This window comes from Pseudomonas sp. NPDC087626, assembly GCF_044743405.1.
Lineage (GTDB): Bacteria > Pseudomonadota > Gammaproteobacteria > Pseudomonadales > Pseudomonadaceae > Aquipseudomonas.
In genome coordinates this window covers 1-18,247 of record NZ_JBIUWJ010000049.1, presented here as the reverse complement: position 1 = coordinate 18,247, position 18,247 = coordinate 1, and the positions used below count along the sequence as shown (strand labels likewise).

Here is an 18,247-nt window from a genome sequence, read left to right as displayed (position 1 = left end):
ACTGGACCCGGACGTATCCTTGAAGATCCCATCGCTCAGCTCTCTCTTACCAGGCGTACTGAAGACGCAAGGTCCAGGTGTTGACGTCCGGCGAACCGCTGCGTTCGGCGACGGTGTCGGAATAGGCGATCAGGCCGCCGAACTGCGGCGAGAGCATAAAGCCCAGGCTGGCGCCGAGGATGCCGTTCTCTTGCTTGTTGTCCTGCCAGTCACCGTTGATCCGGGTTTCGCCGCCGCGGTTGTAGGTGGCATCCAGCGATGCCCACAGCGCACGGTTGAAGGTGTAGCTGTAGTGTCCTTCAATGGCGTATAGGGCCTTTTGTTCGAGCGTGCCGTCGCCGTGGTAGTCATCGTTGTCGCCGTACAGCGAGACGTAGGTGTTGAGCTCCAGCCAGGTCGGGCCGATTGGCGTGCCAAAGGCAATTTCCGGCTTGAAGGCCCAGCGGTTGGCGCCGATGTTGATCACCCGGTTCTTGTCATAGTCGCCCGTGGGGGCGGTGACCCAGAGTGCGCCGGTGAGGAAGGTTTCCGGGGTCCAGTTGGCAAACTCCTCCTGGGTCAGCGCCGGGCCGCCGAAGATATTGTGCACCAGCACTACCTGGGTGTCGGCCATGCCGCCGTTGCGCTTGGTGCCCTTGAAGAACTCGGCGTTGTCGAACGAGGCGGAGATGTCGGCGTAAGGCTGCAGGACCTGGATCGCGCTGTTGCGCCCGTCAATGGCGAACGAGCGGGCAAATCGGGCGATGTACAGGTCGGCATTGACCGACAGGCCGTCTAGCGGCAACGCGGTGTCGATCGGGGTGTTGCTGTCGATCCGGTTGTAATAGCCGAAGACCATGTTCAGGTCGGTCGGCAGGTTCTGCCAGTCCCGGGCGTTGTCGGCAGCGGCGAGAACAGGTGTCAACGCCAGGGTGAAGACGCCCAAGCGACCCAGTTTGGAGGTAAAACCCATCGGTGTGCTCCTTGTAGAAGGTAATTCGGCTGGGCCGGCTTGATCAGTTGATCGGTGTCAGTGCTGGCTGTTTCCACTGGCCATTGGCGACTTCGGGCTTGGGCAGGTACAAGCGCAATACCGCATAGAACGGGCCGTGGGGTGCTGGCAACCAGTTGCTGCGCTGCTCCTTGAGTGGCACCGAGTGCTGCACGTAGAGGGTCAAGCCGCCATCGGCATCGCGCTTGAGGTTGGGCAGCATGCGTGAATTGATCAGGTAGCGTTGCTGGTGGTTGGCTACCAGCAGCTTGCTCTTGCCGTCGTACATGGTCAGCGACCAGAAGGCATCCGCCGGCGGCAATTGGTCCTTGGCAAAGTGCAGGGTGTAGCTGTGCTTGGCGCCGTTGGCCGGTTTGCCGCTGCTGTCGACGAAGTAACCGATATACGCCGCTTCATCGGCGGAGTTGCCGAAGATGCCCATGTTGGCGCCCGCGTAGCGGTACAGGTAGTTGTTGTTCAGGTGATCACGGGTGCCGAAGAAGTCGCCGCTGACGACCTGATGGGTGTCCACCTGGTCTTTCTTGAAGGCGGCGAACTCGGCCTTGGCGTCACTGATGCCATCGTCCAGGGCCTTGCGTTGTTCGACACTGAGGGTCTTGAGGTCGAACGGCTGGCCGGCAACGATGCCGATCCTGGCGAAACGCGCGAGCAGGTCTTTCTCGGAGTCCTGGGCCGGGGCGAAGGCCAGCATGAAATTCAGGTAGCGAAACAGCTCCGGGCTGTCGGTCATGCTGGCGGTCGGTTTCGGCCAACTGATCTTCGCCGGGGTCGCCGGTGCCGGTTGCTTGAGGTATTGGCTCAGGGTCTGGACCTTGTAGTTGCCCTGGATTTTCCGGACCTTTTCCAGATCTTTGTCATCGAACAGTTGGGTGCGATAGAGGGCGTAGGCGATGTTGCTTTCGCTGCGCACCACGCGATCGATGTTGACCGGTTGCTGGCCTTTCCAATCCGGCCCGACCACCATGAAGTGTCCGCCTTTGTTACCGGTGCTGCGGGTGCCCAGGTACGCGAAGTTGTGCGTGAAGAGGTCGATCAGTTGCACCGAGTAATAACGCTCCTCGGCTATCTGCGGCAAAGTCAGGACCAGCGGTTCGGCGCGCAGGTCCATCCACACGAAGGAGTAGGGGGTGTCCGAGTTGGGCGTGACAAACGCAGTGTCCTTGGGCGTGAACACCTTGGCGGTGTTGCCGATACGGTTGAACGGTGCCTTGAAATTCGCCCCTGTCTTGTCCACGGCCTGGGTGTACAGGGTCTTGTACATCTCCACCACCGGGAAGCCGTAGAGGTAGGCCTCCTTGGCGATCCCGCGGGCCTCTTCGGGGCTGGCCGTGAAATCGGCCCAGGCGCTGGCGCTGAGCAGCAGCGAGACGCCAGCGAGCAACAGACGGGTCGGTTTTGCAAAAGTCATGGCACTGTCCTGTGGGTCGCGCGGTTATTTGCCGAAGGTCACGTTGATGCCGGCAAACAGCGTGAACTGCGGCAGGCCATCACCCTTGCGCTCGACCGTCCATTGCGGTTCAACGAAGGCGTTGATGATGTTGCTGCCGGATTTCCAGGCCTTGCCCGCACCAAAACCGATGGGGATGTAATGGGTGTTGTTCTTCAGGTCGAAGGTCCAGGTGCCCGTGGAGCGCAGGTACCAGCCTTTTTCCAGGTTGTGCATGAGAAAAGGCTGCAAGGTGGCGGTTTCGACGTGTGCCCGGTCGTGGTCACCAGCGAACGAGCTTTGATACTGCACCAGTGCGCCCAGCAGGCCACGGGGCGTCGCATCGATGGCCACGGCGGCCAGGCCAGCCTGCCATTTGCCGGTGCCCAACTCATCCTGTTCGGCGGTCGGCGCGGTGATCTGCGGGCCGATGCCCAACTGCACGCCTTCGGTCTTGAGCAGGAAAATGTCGAACAGGTTCAGATCACCGATGCCGGTGCTGTAGCCACTGTGTGGATCGGGGCGGGTGCTGATGGGCAGGGTCGCGCGCAGCAACTGCGGGACTGCGATGAAGTCATTGGCGGCCATCGGCAAGGTGCCGCGCAACAAGGCATCGTTGGTGTGGGCGTTGCTGTCGAAGAGTTGCGGGGTGTAGTAGTCCTGAAGGTTGGCGCCGGGCGCCAGGCTCAGCGGGTTGTTGCTCTTGTTGGCGGTCTCGGCGTTGTCGGCCAGCGCACCAGCAGCAGGCAGCAGTGTGACGGCCAGCAGCAGGACGCTGCGTGAAATTCCCTTTGACATCGTTCCTTCATATCCCTGTTGGCTCGATCATCGCGTCAGGGCTTGATGGTCGATTGCTTTGTAGTATTTATTCTGGAGAGCCGTAGGACACGTCAGGCTTGGTTAGCATTAAACACGCTAACGACCGCTCGTCGTCATTAAATATTTCGATATGTGTCGCAGTTCACGTAAGGTTTTTCAATAAAACTCATTGGATTCATTGGATTAAGCGGGGAATGTGCGGTGGAGCCTCAACAGCTGAGGTCGAGTCTTGGGCGTTGACGATCCGTGAGGTCTGCAACTGGCATTTCAGGGATGAAATGTTCAAAAGACAGGGTACGGTTACCGGATTGAGGGGGGCTGCGCTTTCTGATCGAGGAACTAAGGCCTCCCCGGAACGTTTTCGATCAGCGATAAATCCTCACTTAGCCTGGACGAATCATAGGGTTAGTATTGGTTCGGTCTGTTGTACAAATTATTGATTCTCCAGGTTGCTTGGCGAATTTTGGCAGCCTGCTCAGATTGATACCTGCTTTGCATATCCAGACGGCTTACATATCCCGAGCCGGGAGGGATCTCGATGATTGGGATGTAGTTGGGATTGATGCCCGCTTGATTTAGCTGTGCGGGTAGCATTCCTTGAATCTCGCCGCTGGCGATGCGTCGTGCAGCTGTTATAAGGCCAAGATTGTTCTCCAGTTGCGAGGGCGTATTGGCCTGGCCCAGTAGCGTTGAAACAGGGGTGGCGGCAGAGTACACGGTGTCTTTCATGGCTTTTGATGTGGAAGCAAGCGAAATCAGGTCGTTCGTGGGTAAGTGCCTGATTATGGCTTCAGTGATATGTGGCATGCCTCTTAACTTTTCAAAAAGCCCCATCGGTGTCGTCGTGGCAGTTGAAGTGGTAGCTATGCGTTTACTCCCAAGCAATTGCTGGTTTTGAATGAGCAAAGTGAGTGAGGGAGCATGCCCATTGCGATCACTTCGATTTGTCGGGTCCCCTAGGCAGTACACGTAGGGATTCACTCCTCCCTCCCCAAATGGACTCCAGCTGTCTGGGCTATTAAATCTCATCAGCACCGGATTAAACGCCCGATAACCATTGCCCAACAGATAGTGCCCGGTCACTGGATCCCGCCGTTCACCATGGAACCCCAGCAGGCTCAGCAATCCGCTGTCGGCGGGGTGATGACCATAAGGTGAATAGGCGACGGGATGACGTACACCGCCGCCAAGTGCATGTAGCACCGAACGCTGCTGGTCGGTGGCCAGTAATGTGGCCGCCATTTGAACCCCGTTACGCTGCAGCTGCGCCAGCAACTGGTCTTCGTGCTGAACAATCGTGTGCCGCAGTTGCCCTTGGATTTCCGTGGCCAGTCGGGTCTTGCAGTAAAAACGTTGCAGCGGCGACTGCCCGGACGGTGAGGTAGCGACGAGCCGGTCCAGCGGATCGTAGCGGTAGTAGCAGAGTACGAAGGCACGGTCTGAAGGCATGGCGCGAGGTCCTCTGTGCTCATGATTGCCGGCCTTCAGGTTGGGCGTCGGCGCCAGCGTTGTCTACTGGCAGAACTACTAGGGCGCGAGCTGGGAGGTAGGGACGATCTGACCATTACAGACGGCGTACGGAGCCATTCTGCACTGCAGGCGTAGGGATAGTTGGTTCGATAAACGTGGGAAATTGGGGTTGAGGCATCGATCCCGTTGTAGCGTATGCGACTAACGCCGGTGGGACTGCTATCACCCTATCTACTTGCACACGGCTCAAGGGCCTGCCAGAGCCAGACCAGTCTGAGTCTATTGAAGGAGCTCTGCGTCCTGGGCTCGATGATGGTGTACCGGTTGAGCTGAGGGAGTCCGACCAGTCAATAGAGTTGATTGAGTCGGTTGAACCAAATTGCGATATGGATTGCGAGGAGCGCCTGGAACTCAGCGAAGAAGATGATGCCAGTGACTCAAGGGAACCACGTCCGTTTGCTGATTGAAGGGTAGTGTGGCCCGAGACTGATGTTCGATAGTTGAAAGAAGGCATTGCTATAGGGCTGGAGGAAGGGGCGGGTACACTGCCTGCAACCCGACTGATGCTTGAACTTGCAAGTGCGCCTGAACTCCCGGCGCTAGCTAATTGTAGTGTCGCTGCTGATGAACTCCTTTGCGTTAGCGCCAGCAAAGCCAGTGATATGTGCCCTGTTGGGTCCAGTCTATGAGGGTTTCCAATACCGTATGCGTAAGCATTCAGCCCACCCATTCCAAATGGACTCCAACTGTCTGGACTGTTAAATCTCATCAACACCGGATTAAACGCCCGATAACCATTGCCCAACAGATAGTGCCCGGTCACCGGATCCCGCCGTTCACCATGGAACCCCAGCAGGCTCAGCAATCCACTGTCGGCGGGGTGATGACCATAAGGTGAATAGGCGATGGGATGACGTACACCGCCGCCAAGTGCATGCAGCACCGAACGCTGCTGGTCGGTGGCCAGTAATGTGGCCGTCATTTGATCCCCGTTACGTTGCAGCTGCGCCAGCAACTGGTCGTCGTGCTGAATAATCGTGTGCCGCAACAGCCCTTGGATTTCCGTGGCCAGTCGGCTCTTGCAGTAAAAACGTTGCAGCGGTGACTGCCCGGACGGTGAGGTAGCGACGAGCCGGTCCAGCGGATCGTAGCGGTAGTTGCAGAGTACGAAGGCACGGTCTGCAGGCATGGCGCGAGGTCCTCTGTGCTCATGATTGCGGGCCTTCAGGTTGGGCGTCGGCGCCAGCGTTGTCTACTGGCAGAACTGCTAGGGAACGCTGTGCGTAAGGGGTGGGGTCGGATTGTCAATGCCGCAGGTCGCGCCAATTTCAGGGGGCACACTTCGCGGTCAGTACAAGGAATTGTCTGACAGCTTGCCGGGGTAGGCTCACTGGCACATTCGTGGTTAACTTTGGCTCCTCGCAACACCAGACGATTGTTCATAACCACTGCATTAATAAGGATACTGTTCATGGCTCAAGTCACTCTCAAAGGCAACCCAGTCCAGGTCAACGGCCAACTGCCACAAGCCGGTGCCAAGGCACCAGCCTTTTCCCTGGTTGCCGGCAATCTGTCGGACGTGACCCTGGCGGACTTCGCCGGCAAACGTAAAGTGCTGAACATTTTCCCAAGCGTCGACACCCCGACCTGCGCGACCTCGGTGCGTACCTTCAACGCCCAGGCCAATGACGTGGCCAACACCGTGGTGCTGTGCATCTCGGCTGACCTGCCGTTCGCCCAGGCCCGCTTCTGCGGCGCCGAAGGCCTGGAAAACGTGCAGAACCTGTCCACCCTGCGGGGTGCCGAGTTCATCGAAAACTACGGCGTAGCGATTGCCGATGGCCCACTCAAAGGCCTGACTGCCCGTGCCGTGGTGGTGCTGGACGAAAACGACAACGTGCTGCACAGCGAGCTGGTGAAAGAAATCGCCGAAGAGCCTAACTACGCAGCAGCGTTGGCCGTTCTCAAGTAATAGGCTTTACAATTATTCACGGCCTGGCTCTGTCCAGGCCGTTTTCATTTGTGCTTCAGTAATTTAGCAAACACTCGCAAAAGTCAGCTGAAGGTAAATTGCCGGTAAAGGCGCTTTGCTAAAAGGCCTCTAGTGCTTATCTTTCAGCCTCCCGTATAAAGATGCCCACGCGCCCAATGGTTAATCACTCCATGCAATCCTCCGCTTCCCGTAATTCTCGTCGCTGGCTGTTCGGCCTGCTGGTCCTGCTGCTGGTTGGCGGCCTGTGCTGGAAATTCTGGCCCAGCAGCTCCGCCAGCAAGGATGCCCCGGCATCCAAGGCGGCGGCCGGCCATACCGGCAGGGCAGGTGGCATGCGCCCGGGTTTCGGTGGCGCGGCGGGGGCGGTTCCGGTGCGGGTGGCTCCAGCGGTACTCGGCGATTTCCCGCTGTACTACAAGGCCCTGGGCACTGTTACCGCGCTCAACACTATCAATGTGCGCAGTCGGGTCGGCGGCGAACTGGTGAAGATCGCCTTCGAAGAAGGGCAGATGGTCAAGGCCGGCGACCTGCTCGCCGAGATCGATCCGCGCCCGTACCAGAACGCCTTGCTCCAGGCCGAAGGGACCCTGCTGCAGAACCAGGCTCAATTGAAAAACGCCCTGGTGGACCTGGAACGCTACCGCGGCCTGTACGCCGAGGACAGCATCGCCAAGCAGACCCTGGATACCGCCGCCGCGCTGGTGGGCCAGTACCAGGGGACGGTCAAGACCAATCAGGCTGCGGTCAACGACGCCAAGCTAAACCTTGAATTCACCCGCATCCGCGCGCCGATTACCGGGCGTGTCGGCCTGCGCCAGCTGGATGTCGGCAACCTGGTGGCGGCCAACGACACCACGGCCCTGGCGATCATCACCCAGACCCAACCGATCAGCGTGGCCTTCACCTTGCCGGAGAACAGCCTCGACGTCGTGCTGGCCCGCTACCGCTCCGGGGCCAAGCTGCCGGTCGAAGCCTGGGACCGTGGCGACACCCAGTTGCAAGCCACCGGCGTACTGCAGAGCCTGGACAACCAGATCGACACCACCACCGGCACTTTGAAATTCAAGGCGCGCTACGACAACCGTGACCAGGCGCTGTTCCCCAATCAGTTCGTCAACGTGCGTTTGCTCGCTGACACCCTCAAGGGGGTGATCCTGGCGCCCTCGGCGGCAATTCAGTTCGGCACCAACGGCACGTTTGTCTACGCCCTGGATGGCGACAAGAAAGTCACCATTCGCCCACTGAAAATCGGCGCCACCGACGGCGACAACACCGTGATCAAGGAAGGCCTCAAGCCAGGTGACCGGGTGGTGCTGGAAGGCACCGATCGCCTGAAAGAGGGCAGCGAGGTGGAGGTGGTCAACGACAGCAACCAGGTCCCGGCCGCGCCGGCCGACAACCTCCACAGCCAGGCGAGCGATGCCGCGCCTGCACCAGAGGCCAATGGCAAGGCGCATAAGGGCGGCGCATGAACATCTCCCGCCTGTTCATCCTGCGTCCGGTCGCGACTACCCTGAGCATGCTGGCCATCGTTCTGGCCGGCCTGATCGCCTATCGCCTGCTGCCGGTCTCGGCACTGCCCCAGGTGGACTATCCGACCATCCGGGTCATGACCCTGTACCCCGGCGCCAGTCCGGATGTGATGACCAGTGCGGTCACCGCGCCGCTGGAGCGGCAGTTCGGGCAAATGCCCGGGCTGACCCAGATGGCCTCGACCAGCTCCGGCGGCGCTTCGGTGCTGACCCTGCGCTTCAACCTCGACATCAACATGGACGTCGCCGAGCAACAGGTGCAGGCCGCGATCAACGCCGCCAGCAACCTGCTGCCCAACGATTTGCCGGCGCCGCCGGTGTACAACAAGGTCAACCCGGCGGACACCCCGGTGCTGACCCTGGCGATCACCTCCAAAACCATGCTGCTGCCCAAACTCAACGACCTGGTCGATACGCGCATGGCGCAGAAAATCGCCCAGATCAGCGGCGTCGGCATGGTCAGCATCGCCGGCGGACAACGCCAGGCGGTGCGGATCAAGGTCAACCCCGAGGCCCTGGCGGCCAATGGCCTGAACCTGTCGGATGTGCGCACCCTGATTGCCGCTTCCAACGTCAACCAGCCCAAGGGCAACTTCGACGGCCCGACCCGGGTGTCGATGCTCGACGCCAACGACCAGTTGACCTCGCCCAAGGACTACGCCGAACTGATCCTTGCCTACAACAATGGCGCGCCATTGCGGCTCAAGGATGTCGCGCAGATCGTCGATGGCGCCGAGAACGAGCGCCTCGCGGCCTGGGCCAACGAAAACCAGGCGGTGCTGCTCAATATCCAGCGCCAGCCGGGGGCCAACGTGATCGAGGTGGTTGACCGGATCAAGGCGCTGCTGCCGAGCATCACCGACAACCTGCCAGCCGGGCTGGATGTCACGGTGCTGACCGACCGCACCCAGACCATCCGCGCCTCGGTCACCGACGTGCAGCACGAATTGCTGATCGCCATCGCCCTGGTGGTGATGGTGACCTTCCTGTTCCTGCGCCGCGTCAGCGCCACCATCATCCCTTCGATTGCCGTGCCGCTGTCGTTGATCGGCACCTTCGGGGTGATGTACCTGGCCGGTTTTTCGGTCAACAACCTGACGCTGATGGCCCTGACCATCGCCACGGGGTTTGTGGTCGACGATGCGATCGTCATGCTGGAGAATATTTCGCGCTACATCGAGGAGGGCGACAGCCCGCTGCAGGCGGCGCTCAAGGGCGCGAAGCAGATCGGTTTCACCTTGATCTCCCTGACCTTGTCGCTGATCGCGGTGCTGATTCCGCTGCTGTTCATGGCCGACGTGGTCGGGCGGCTGTTCCGCGAGTTCGCCATCACCCTGGCGGTGGCGATCCTGATTTCCCTGGTAGTGTCCCTGACCCTGACGCCGATGATGTGTGCGCGCTTGCTCAAGCCTGAGCCCAAGCCTGAAGAGCAGGGCCGTTTCTATCGTGCCAGCGGCGCGTGCATCGACTGGATGATCGCTGCCTACGGACGCAAGTTGCAGTGGGTGCTCAAGCACCAGCCGCTGACCCTGATGGTGGCCATCGGCACCCTGGCTCTCACTGTGTTCCTCTACATGATCGTGCCCAAGGGCTTCTTTCCGGTGCAGGACACCGGGGTGATCCAGGGGATTTCCGAAGCGCCGCAGTCCATCTCTTTCGCCGCCATGAGCCAGCGCCAACAGGAACTGGCCAAGATCATCCTGCAAGACCCGGCGGTGCAAAGCCTGTCGTCCTATATAGGCGTGGACGGCGACAACGCCACGCTCAACAGCGGCCGCCTGCTGATCAACCTCAAGCCGCACAAGGATCGCGACCTCAGCGCAGCCCAGGTGATCACCCGCTTGCAGCCACAACTGGACAAGCTGGTGGGCATTCGCCTGTTCATGCAGCCGGTGCAGGACCTGACCATCGAAGACCGGGTCAGTCGCACCCAGTACCAGTTCAGCATGTCGTCACCGGATGCCGAGTTGCTCAGCCTGTGGAGCGGCCGCCTGGTCGAAGCCCTGGGCCACCAGCCGGAGCTGACCGACGTCGCCAGTGACCTGCAGGACAAGGGCCTGCAGGTGTACCTGGTAATCGACCGCGACGCGGCTTCGCGCATCGGCGTGTCGGTGGCCAACATCACCGATGCCCTGTACGACGCCTTCGGCCAGCGGCAGATCTCGACCATCTACACCCAGGCCAGCCAGTACCGCGTGGTGCTGCAGGCCAAGGATGGCGAGAAGATCGGCCCGCAGGCGCTGGAGCAGATCCACGTCAAGACCACCGACGGCGGCCAGGTTCGATTGTCCAGCCTGGCGCGCATCGAGGAACGCCAGGCCCAACTGTCGATCGCCCATATCGGCCAGTTCCCGGCGGTGATGATGTCGTTCAACCTGGCGCCCGGCGTGGCATTGGGGCAGGCGGTGGAACTGATCGAACAGGTGCAGAAGGACATCGGCATGCCACTGGGCGTGCAGAGCCAGTTCCAGGGTGCGGCCCAGGCGTTCCAGGCCTCGTTGTCGAGTACCTTGCTGCTGATCCTGGCGGCCGTGGTGACCATGTACATCGTGCTCGGGGTGCTCTACGAGAGTTACATCCACCCGATCACGATTCTGTCGACCTTGCCCTCGGCGGCAGTCGGGGCCTTGCTGGCGTTGCTCTTGAGTGGCAATGACCTGGGGATGATCGCGATCATCGGCATCATCCTGCTGATCGGTATCGTCAAGAAAAACGCGATCATGATGATCGACTTTGCCCTCGAGGCCGAGCGCAACCAGGGCATGGACCCGGCGACGGCGATCTATCAGGCGGCGCTGCTGCGCTTCCGGCCGATCCTGATGACCACCCTGGCCGCGCTGTTCGGTGCGGTGCCGCTGATGCTGGCCACCGGTTCCGGCGCGGAACTGCGCCAGCCCCTGGGCCTGGTGATGGTCGGCGGGCTGTTGGTCAGCCAGGTGCTGACGCTGTTCACCACGCCGGTGATCTACCTGTACTTCGACCGCCTTGGCCGGCGCTGGCGACCCGCGCCTGAGCGCCTGGAGTCGGTAGAACAGCCATGAACCTGTCCGGACCTTTCATCAAGCGCCCGGTCGCGACCATGCTGCTGAGCCTGGCGATCATGCTCCTGGGCGGCGTCAGCTTCGGCCTGCTGCCCGTATCGCCACTGCCGCAAATGGACTTCCCGGTGATCGTGGTCCAGGCCAGCCTGCCGGGTGCCAGCCCCGAGGTGATGGCCTCCACCGTGGCCACCCCGCTGGAGCGCTCCTTCGGCGCCATCGCCGGAGTCAACACCATGAGCAGCCGCTCCAGCCAGGGCTCGACGCGGGTGATCCTGCAATTTGACCTGGACCGCGACATCAATGGCGCGGCGCGGGAAGTGCAGGCGGCAATCAACGCCTCGCGCAACCTGTTGCCCAGCGGCATGCGCAGCATGCCCACCTACAAGAAGGTCAACCCGTCCCAGGCGCCGATCATGGTGCTGTCGCTGACCTCGGACGTGCTGGAAAAAGGCCAGCTGTATGACCTGGCCTCGACCATCCTCTCGCAAAGCCTGTCCCAGGTGCCGGGCGTGGGCGAAGTGCAGATCGGCGGCAGCTCCTTGCCGGCGGTGCGCATCGAACTCGAGCCGCAGTTGCTCAACCAGTACGGCGTGGCCCTGGATGACGTGCGCAACACCATTGCCAACGCCAACGTGCGCCGGCCCAAAGGCTCGATCGAAGACGATCAGCGGATGTGGCAGGTGCAGGCCAACGACCAGTTGGAGAAGGCCAAGGACTACGAACCGCTGATCATCCGCTATCAGAACGGCTCGGCGTTGCGCCTCAGTGACGTGGCCAAGGTCAGCGACGGCGTCGAGGATCGCTACAACAGCGGCTTCTTCAACGACGACTCGGCAGTGCTGCTGGTGATCAACCGCCAGGCCGGCGCCAACATCATCGAGACGGTCGACGAGATCAAGGCGCAATTGCCGGCCTTGCAGGCGGTGCTGCCGGCCAGCGTCAAGCTGAACCTGGCGATGGACCGTTCGCCGGTGATCAAAGCCACCCTGCACGAAGCGGAAATGACCCTGCTGATTGCCGTGGGGCTGGTGATCCTGGTGGTGTTCCTGTTCCTCGGCAACTTCCGCGCCTCGCTGATCCCGACGCTGGCGGTCCCGGTGTCGCTGGTCGGCACCTTTGCGGTGATGTACCTCTATGGTTTTTCCCTGAACAACCTGTCGCTGATGGCGTTGATCCTGGCCACCGGGCTGGTGGTGGACGATGCCATCGTGGTGCTGGAGAACATTTCCCGGCACATCGACGATGGCGTCGCCCCGATGAAGGCGGCGTACCTGGGGGCCCAGGAAGTCGGCTTCACCCTGTTGTCGATGAACGTCTCGCTGGTGGCGGTGTTCCTCTCGATCCTGTTCATGGGCGGGATTATCGAGAGCCTGTTCCGCGAATTCTCCATCACCCTGGCCGCCTCGATCGTGGTCTCGCTGGTGGTGTCCTTGACCCTGACCCCGATGCTCTGCGCCCGCTGGTTGAAACCCCATACCCCAGGCCAGGAAAACCGCCTGCAGCGCGGCAGCCGCAAGGCCAACGACTGGATGGTCAAGTACTACGCCAGCAGCCTGGACTGGGTACTGCGCCATCCGCGCCTGACCCTGTTCAGCCTGTTCATCACTATCGGCGTCAACGTGGCGCTGTACGTGGTGGTACCCAAGACCTTCCTGCCACAGCAGGACACCGGCCAACTGATCGGCTTTGTGCGCGGTGACGATGGGCTGTCGTTCAGCGTGATGCAGCCAAAAATGGAGATCTTCCGCCGCGCGGTGCTCAAGGACGATGGGGTGGAAAGCGTCGCTGGGTTCATCGGCGGCAGCAACGGTACCAACAACGCCTTCATGCTGGTGCGCCTCAAGCCGATCAAGGAACGTAACCTGTCGGCGCAGAAAGTCATCGAGCGCCTGCGCAAGGAAATGCCCAAGGTGCCCGGCGCGCAACTGATGCTGATGGCCGACCAGGACCTGCAGTTTGGCGGTGGCCGCGAGCAGCAGTCGTCGCAATACAGCTACATCCTGCAAAGCGGTGACCTGTCGGCGCTGCGTGAGTGGTACCCGAAAGTGGTGACGGCGCTCAAGGCCCTGCCGGAGCTCACCGCCATCGACGCCCGCGAGGGCAGTGGTGCGGCGCAAGTGACACTGGTGGTCGACCGGGACCAGGCCAAGCGCCTGGGCATCGACATGGCCATGGTCACCTCGGTGCTCAACAACGCCTACAGCCAGCGGCAGATCTCCACCATCTACGACAGCCTCAACCAGTACCAGGTGGTGATGGAGGTCAATCCCAAATATGCCCAGGACCCGATCACCCTCAACCAGGTGCAGGTCATCACCTCGACCGGCGCGCGGATTCCGCTGTCGGCCATTGCCCACTACGAAAACAGCCTGGAAAACGACCGCGTCAGCCACGAAGGGCAGTTTGCTTCCGAGAGCATCGCCTTTGACATGGCTGAAGGCGTGACCGTGGAGCAGGGTGGGGCTGCCATTGAACGGGCGATCGCCAAGCTCGGTTTGCCAGAGGAAGTGATCGCCAAGATGGCCGGCACCGCCGACGCCTTTGCCGCGACCCAGAAGAGCCAGCCGTGGATGATCCTCGGCGCCTTGCTGGCGGTCTACCTGGTGCTTGGGGTGCTGTATGAAAGCTACGTGCACCCGCTGACCATTCTCTCCACGCTACCGTCCGCCGGGGTCGGCGCCTTGCTGTCGATCTATGTGCTGGGCGGCGAGTTCAGCCTGATCTCATTGCTGGGGTTGTTCCTGCTGATCGGCGTGGTGAAGAAAAACGCCATCCTGATGATCGACCTGGCGCTGCAACTCGAGCGCCATCAGGGCCTGGCGCCGCTGGAATCGATTCGCAGCGCCTGCCTGTTGCGCTTGCGCCCGATCCTGATGACCACCCTGGCCGCCATCCTCGGCGCCTTGCCCTTGCTGCTGAGCAGTGCCGAGGGCGCGGAAATGCGCCAGCCGCTGGGCCTGACCATCATTGGCGGGCTGATCTTCAGCCAGGTGCTGACGCTCTATACCACCCCGGTGGTCTACCTCTATCTCGACCGTTTGCGCCACCGGGTCAACCGCTGGCGTGGGGTTCGTACCGATGCTGCTCTGGAAACCGCGCTATGACTGACCGTTACCCACTCAATCGCGACTGCCTGTCGCCCCAGCGCCTGGTGACGGCCCGTGGCTCGCGATTGCTGAGCCTTTCCCTCAGCGCCCTGATGCTCAGTGCCTGCGCCGTCGGCCCGGACTATCAGCGCCCCAGCGTCGCAGAACCGGCCCAGTACAAGCAGGCACAGGGCTGGCGCCAGGCTAATCCGAGCGATTCCCTGGCCCGTGGCGCCTGGTGGGAGCTGTATGGCGATCAGCAGCTCAATGGCCTGGTGGAAAAACTCAACAGCTCCAACCAGACCGTCGCCCAGGCCGAGGCCCAGTACCGTCAGGCCCAGGCCCTGGTCGCCAGCGCGCGGGGCGCGTTTTACCCCACGGTCGACCTGAGCGCCGGGAAAACCCGCTCCAGCCAGGGCACGGGGAGCAGCAGTTCATCCTTGAGCAGTTCCAGCAGTGGCATCCGCAACACCTACAACACGCAGTTGGGGGTGAGTTGGGAAGCGGATATCTGGGGCAAGCTGCGCCGCGGCCTGGAGGCCAACGAGGCCAGCGCCGAGGCGAGCTTTGCGGACCTGGCGGCCATGCGCCTGAGCCAGCAATCGGAGCTGGTACAGAATTACCTGCAACTGCGGGTCATCGATCAGCAACGGCGCCTGCTGCAGGCCACCGTGGAAAACTACCAGCGCTCGCTGAAAATGACCGAAAACCAGTACCGCGCCGGGGTGTCTGGCAAGGACGCGGTGTCCCAGGCCCAGACCCAGCTCAAAAGCACCCAGGCCGACATGATCGACCTGATCTGGCAGCGCGCGCAGTTCGAGAACGCCATTGCGGTGTTGATGGGCCAGGCGCCCGCCGAATTCACCCTGGCCGAAACCCAGGACATCCCGGACTTGCCCGAAGTGCCGTTGGGCCTGCCTTCGCAATTGCTCGAACGGCGTCCGGATATTGCCTCGGCCGAGCGCTCGGTGATTGCCGCCAACGCCAATATCGGCGTGGCCAAGGCCGCCTACTACCCGGACCTGACCCTGAGCCTGTCCGGTGGTTACAGCAGCAGTACCTCGACCGACCTGATCAGCTTGCCGAACCGTTTCTGGTCGGTGGGGCCGCAGCTCAACCTGCCACTGTTCGATGGCGGCCAGCGCTCGGCGGAAGTCGATCGCAACGAGGCGCTGTATGACCAGACCGTGGCCAAGTACCGGCAGACCGTCCTCGACGGGTTTCGCGAGGTAGAAAACTACCTGGTCCAGCTCAGGGTCCTGGGCGACGAAGCCGTGGTGCGCCAGCAGGCGCTGGATGCCGCCCGGGAGTCGTTGCGCCTGATCCAGAATCAGTACAAGGCCGGCTTGATCGCCTACCTCGACGTGGTGGTGGTGCAGGCCACGGCCTTGAGCAACGAGCGCAGTGTGCTGACCTTGCAGCAGAGCCGACTGATCGCCAGCGTGCAGTTGATTGCGGCGTTGGGCGGCGGTTGGGACGGGCAATTGATACCCGCTGAAAGCCAATGACCTAGGCTCCGTAAGGGCTTGTCGAGCTTGTTACAGTCTTTCTGTCGCGCTGGTGGCCTTTTGATTACTTTGCAGGTGCTTTCGCCCTTGGAATCAGTACAATCGGCAACTTTCGCCCAGGGTGCACGGACGCTTCAGCCAGGGCATAGTCGAGAAGTCTGATGCTCATCGGTAACTATTCCCCTGCGCTGGTCCTGATTTCGCTCTGCGTGGCTGTTTTGGCGTCCTACACCGCCCTCGACATGACCGGGCGTATCGCAACGGCCAAGGGTCGGGCGGCTCACCTGTGGACCGTCGGCGGTGCACTGGCCATGGGCGTCGGAGTCTGGTCCATGCACTTTATCGGCATGCTGGCCTTCAGTTTGCCGATCGACCTGGGCTATGACTTCGGCATCACGGCCTTGTCGCTGCTGATCGCCATTCTCTCCTGCGGTTTTGCCCTGTGGCTGGTCAGCCAACCCCAATTACCTGCCTGGCAGTTGGGGTTTGGTGCCTTGATCATGGGGGCGGGCATCAGCGCCATGCACTACACGGGCATGGCAGCCATGCGCATGACCCCTGGCATCGACTATGACCCGAGTCTGTTCGGCGCCTCCCTGTTGATTGCGGTGGGGGCATCTGCCGCAGCGCTGTGGATCGCCTTCCGCCTGCGCCAGAACACGCCCTATGTGCGCTTCGCCCGTGGTGGGGCGGCGGTGATCATGGGCCTGGCCATTGTCGGCATGCATTACACCGGGATGGCTGCGGCACGCTTTGCCGATGGCAGCTTCTGCGGTGCGGCGGTCGATGGTTTGAGCGGCAAGGGCCTGGACAATCTGGTGCTGGTGACCACGTTGGCGGTGCTGAGCATTGCCTTGCTGACTTCGATTCTCGACGCGCGCCTTGAGGCGCGCACCTCGGAGCTGGCCAATTCCCTGACCCTGGCCAACCGCGAACTGACCCAACTGGCGCTGCATGACACCCTGACCGGGCTGCCCAACCGGGTGTTGCTGGCCGACCGCATCGACCAGGCCATGCTCATGGTGCAGGAACAAAGCGGCTGTTTTGCCCTGATGTTCATCGACCTGGACGGCTTTAAACCGGTCAACGATGCCTTCGGGCATCACATGGGCGATCAGTTGCTGCGTGAGGTCAGCGTGCGCCTGCGCGAGGACTTGCGCAGCCAGGACACCCTGGCGCGGATCGGCGGTGACGAGTTCGTGTTGCTGGTGCAACTGCACGAGCCGGACGATGCGCTGCGCCTGGCAGCACGCCAGGTGGGCCTGCTTTCCCGGGTGTTCCGGGTCGGTGAGCACGATCTACAGATCTCGGCCAGCATCGGCATTGCGGTCTATCCCGGCAACGGCCACACCGCGCAAGAGCTGTTGATGAACGCCGATGCGGCGATGTACCACGCCAAGGGTACTGGCAAGAACGGCTATCGCTTCTTCGATGTGTCGATGAACAACAACGCGCGGCGCCAGTTGCAGTTGCTGCAGGACCTGCGCAACGCGCTCGAACAGGATCAGTTCCGCTTGTATTACCAGCCCAAGTTCGATGCCAGCAACGGTCATCCGGTGGGGGCCGAAGCGCTGTTGCGCTGGGAGCACCCGACCCAGGGCATGCTGCTGCCGGACAAGTTCATCGAACTGGCGGAGAAAACCGGCTTGATCATCCCGATTGGCGATTGGGTGCTCAATGAAGCCTGCCGGCAGATGCGCCTCTGGCATCTGCAGGGCTACACCAACTGGCGCATCGCGGTGAACCTCTCGGCGCTGCAGTTCTGTCACACCGAGTTGGTCCACAGCGTCGCCAAGGCCCTGGCTACCCACGGCCTGCCTGCCAACAGCCTGACCCTGGAAATCACCGAAACCACGGCCATGAGCGACGCGGACGCGAGCATGACGGTGCTCAATCAGCTATCGGAAATGGGTGTCGACCTGTCCATTGATGACTTTGGCACCGGTTACTCGAGCCTGATGTACCTCAAGCGCCTGCCCGCCAACGAGCTGAAAATCGATCGCGGCTTCGTGCGCGACCTGGAGCGCGACAGCGATGACGCCGCGATCGTCTCGGCCATCGTTGCCTTGGGCCAGGCATTGGGGCTGCGGATCGTTGCCGAGGGCGTGGAAACCGACATGCAGCAGGATTTCCTGACCCAGTTGGGCTGCGATTCGCTGCAAGGCTACCTGCTGGGCCACCCGTTGCCGGCGGAACGCTTCATGCTCGACATTCTTCGGGCGGAGCAGGTGGTGTAGGAGCAAGGCTTACCCGCGATGGGCATAGGTTTCTACACAACTTTGTAGTGGCCTCTGGGGTGTTGGATTAGACCGAGTACATATCCATTCTTGCGGTAACGGCCTCCTATGGTTCCGCCTGACGGCGGCTCACTTTTGAACAGC

At 61.5% G+C, this 18,247-nt stretch carries 11 protein-coding genes; 6 read left to right on the top strand and 5 right to left on the bottom strand.

Going from position 1 to position 18,247, the window contains the following annotated elements; translation table 11 throughout:
• Positions 1-46 precede the first annotated feature (46 nt).
• The 5 genes from ACIOVD_RS26630 to ACIOVD_RS26610 form a co-directional block, all read right to left on the bottom strand.
• A complete protein-coding gene (locus tag ACIOVD_RS26630) occupies positions 47-952 on the bottom strand; it encodes a transporter (RefSeq protein ID WP_401131118.1) in 906 nt (301 codons plus the stop codon).
• Positions 953-995: 43 nt separating this feature from the next.
• Complete coding sequence (locus ACIOVD_RS26625; RefSeq protein WP_159995857.1) at positions 996-2,399, bottom strand: DUF1254 domain-containing protein; 1,404 nt, start codon at positions 2,397-2,399, stop codon at positions 996-998.
• 24 nt (positions 2,400-2,423) lie between these two features.
• Complete coding sequence (locus ACIOVD_RS26620) at positions 2,424-3,215, bottom strand: hypothetical protein (RefSeq protein WP_401131116.1); 792 nt, start codon at positions 3,213-3,215, stop codon at positions 2,424-2,426.
• A gap of 426 nt (positions 3,216-3,641) precedes the next feature.
• Positions 3,642-4,685, bottom strand: coding sequence for an RHS repeat-associated core domain-containing protein (locus ACIOVD_RS26615; protein ID WP_401131114.1), 1,044 nt, complete (start codon positions 4,683-4,685; stop codon positions 3,642-3,644).
• Positions 4,686-4,800: 115 nt separating this feature from the next.
• Positions 4,801-5,688 carry an RHS repeat-associated core domain-containing protein gene (locus ACIOVD_RS26610; RefSeq protein ID WP_401131140.1) on the bottom strand — a complete coding sequence of 296 codons (888 nt, stop codon included), beginning with the start codon at positions 5,686-5,688 and terminating at the stop codon, positions 4,801-4,803.
• Between the two features lie 489 nt (positions 5,689-6,177).
• Between ACIOVD_RS26610 and tpx the strand changes: the two genes are divergently transcribed.
• The 6 genes from tpx (at position 6,178) to ACIOVD_RS26580 (ending at position 18,103) form a co-directional block, all read left to right on the top strand.
• Positions 6,178-6,678 carry a thiol peroxidase gene (gene tpx / locus ACIOVD_RS26605; RefSeq protein ID WP_095168772.1) on the top strand — a complete coding sequence of 167 codons (501 nt, stop codon included), beginning with the start codon at positions 6,178-6,180 and terminating at the stop codon, positions 6,676-6,678.
• Between the two features lie 176 nt (positions 6,679-6,854).
• Positions 6,855-8,171 (top strand): MdtA/MuxA family multidrug efflux RND transporter periplasmic adaptor subunit, encoded by a 1,317-nt coding sequence (locus ACIOVD_RS26600; RefSeq protein WP_401131111.1) that lies wholly within the window; start codon positions 6,855-6,857, stop codon positions 8,169-8,171.
• Positions 8,168-11,272, top strand: a complete 3,105-nt coding sequence (locus ACIOVD_RS26595; protein ID WP_095168770.1) for an MdtB/MuxB family multidrug efflux RND transporter permease subunit — start codon at positions 8,168-8,170, stop codon at positions 11,270-11,272. The genes ACIOVD_RS26600 and ACIOVD_RS26595 overlap by 4 nt, the downstream gene beginning before the upstream one ends.
• Positions 11,269-14,376, top strand: a complete 3,108-nt coding sequence (locus ACIOVD_RS26590) for an efflux RND transporter permease subunit (protein WP_401131109.1) — start codon at positions 11,269-11,271, stop codon at positions 14,374-14,376. Before ACIOVD_RS26595 ends, ACIOVD_RS26590 begins: the two co-directional genes overlap by 4 nt.
• Positions 14,373-15,866, top strand: a complete 1,494-nt coding sequence (locus tag ACIOVD_RS26585) for an efflux transporter outer membrane subunit (protein WP_401131107.1) — start codon at positions 14,373-14,375, stop codon at positions 15,864-15,866. Before ACIOVD_RS26590 ends, ACIOVD_RS26585 begins: the two co-directional genes overlap by 4 nt.
• Positions 15,867-16,027: 161 nt before the next feature.
• The gene (locus tag ACIOVD_RS26580) at positions 16,028-18,103 is read left to right on the top strand and encodes a putative bifunctional diguanylate cyclase/phosphodiesterase (protein ID WP_401131105.1); all 2,076 of its coding nucleotides are present in this window, start codon (positions 16,028-16,030) and stop codon (positions 18,101-18,103) included.
• Positions 18,104-18,247 lie beyond the last annotated feature (144 nt).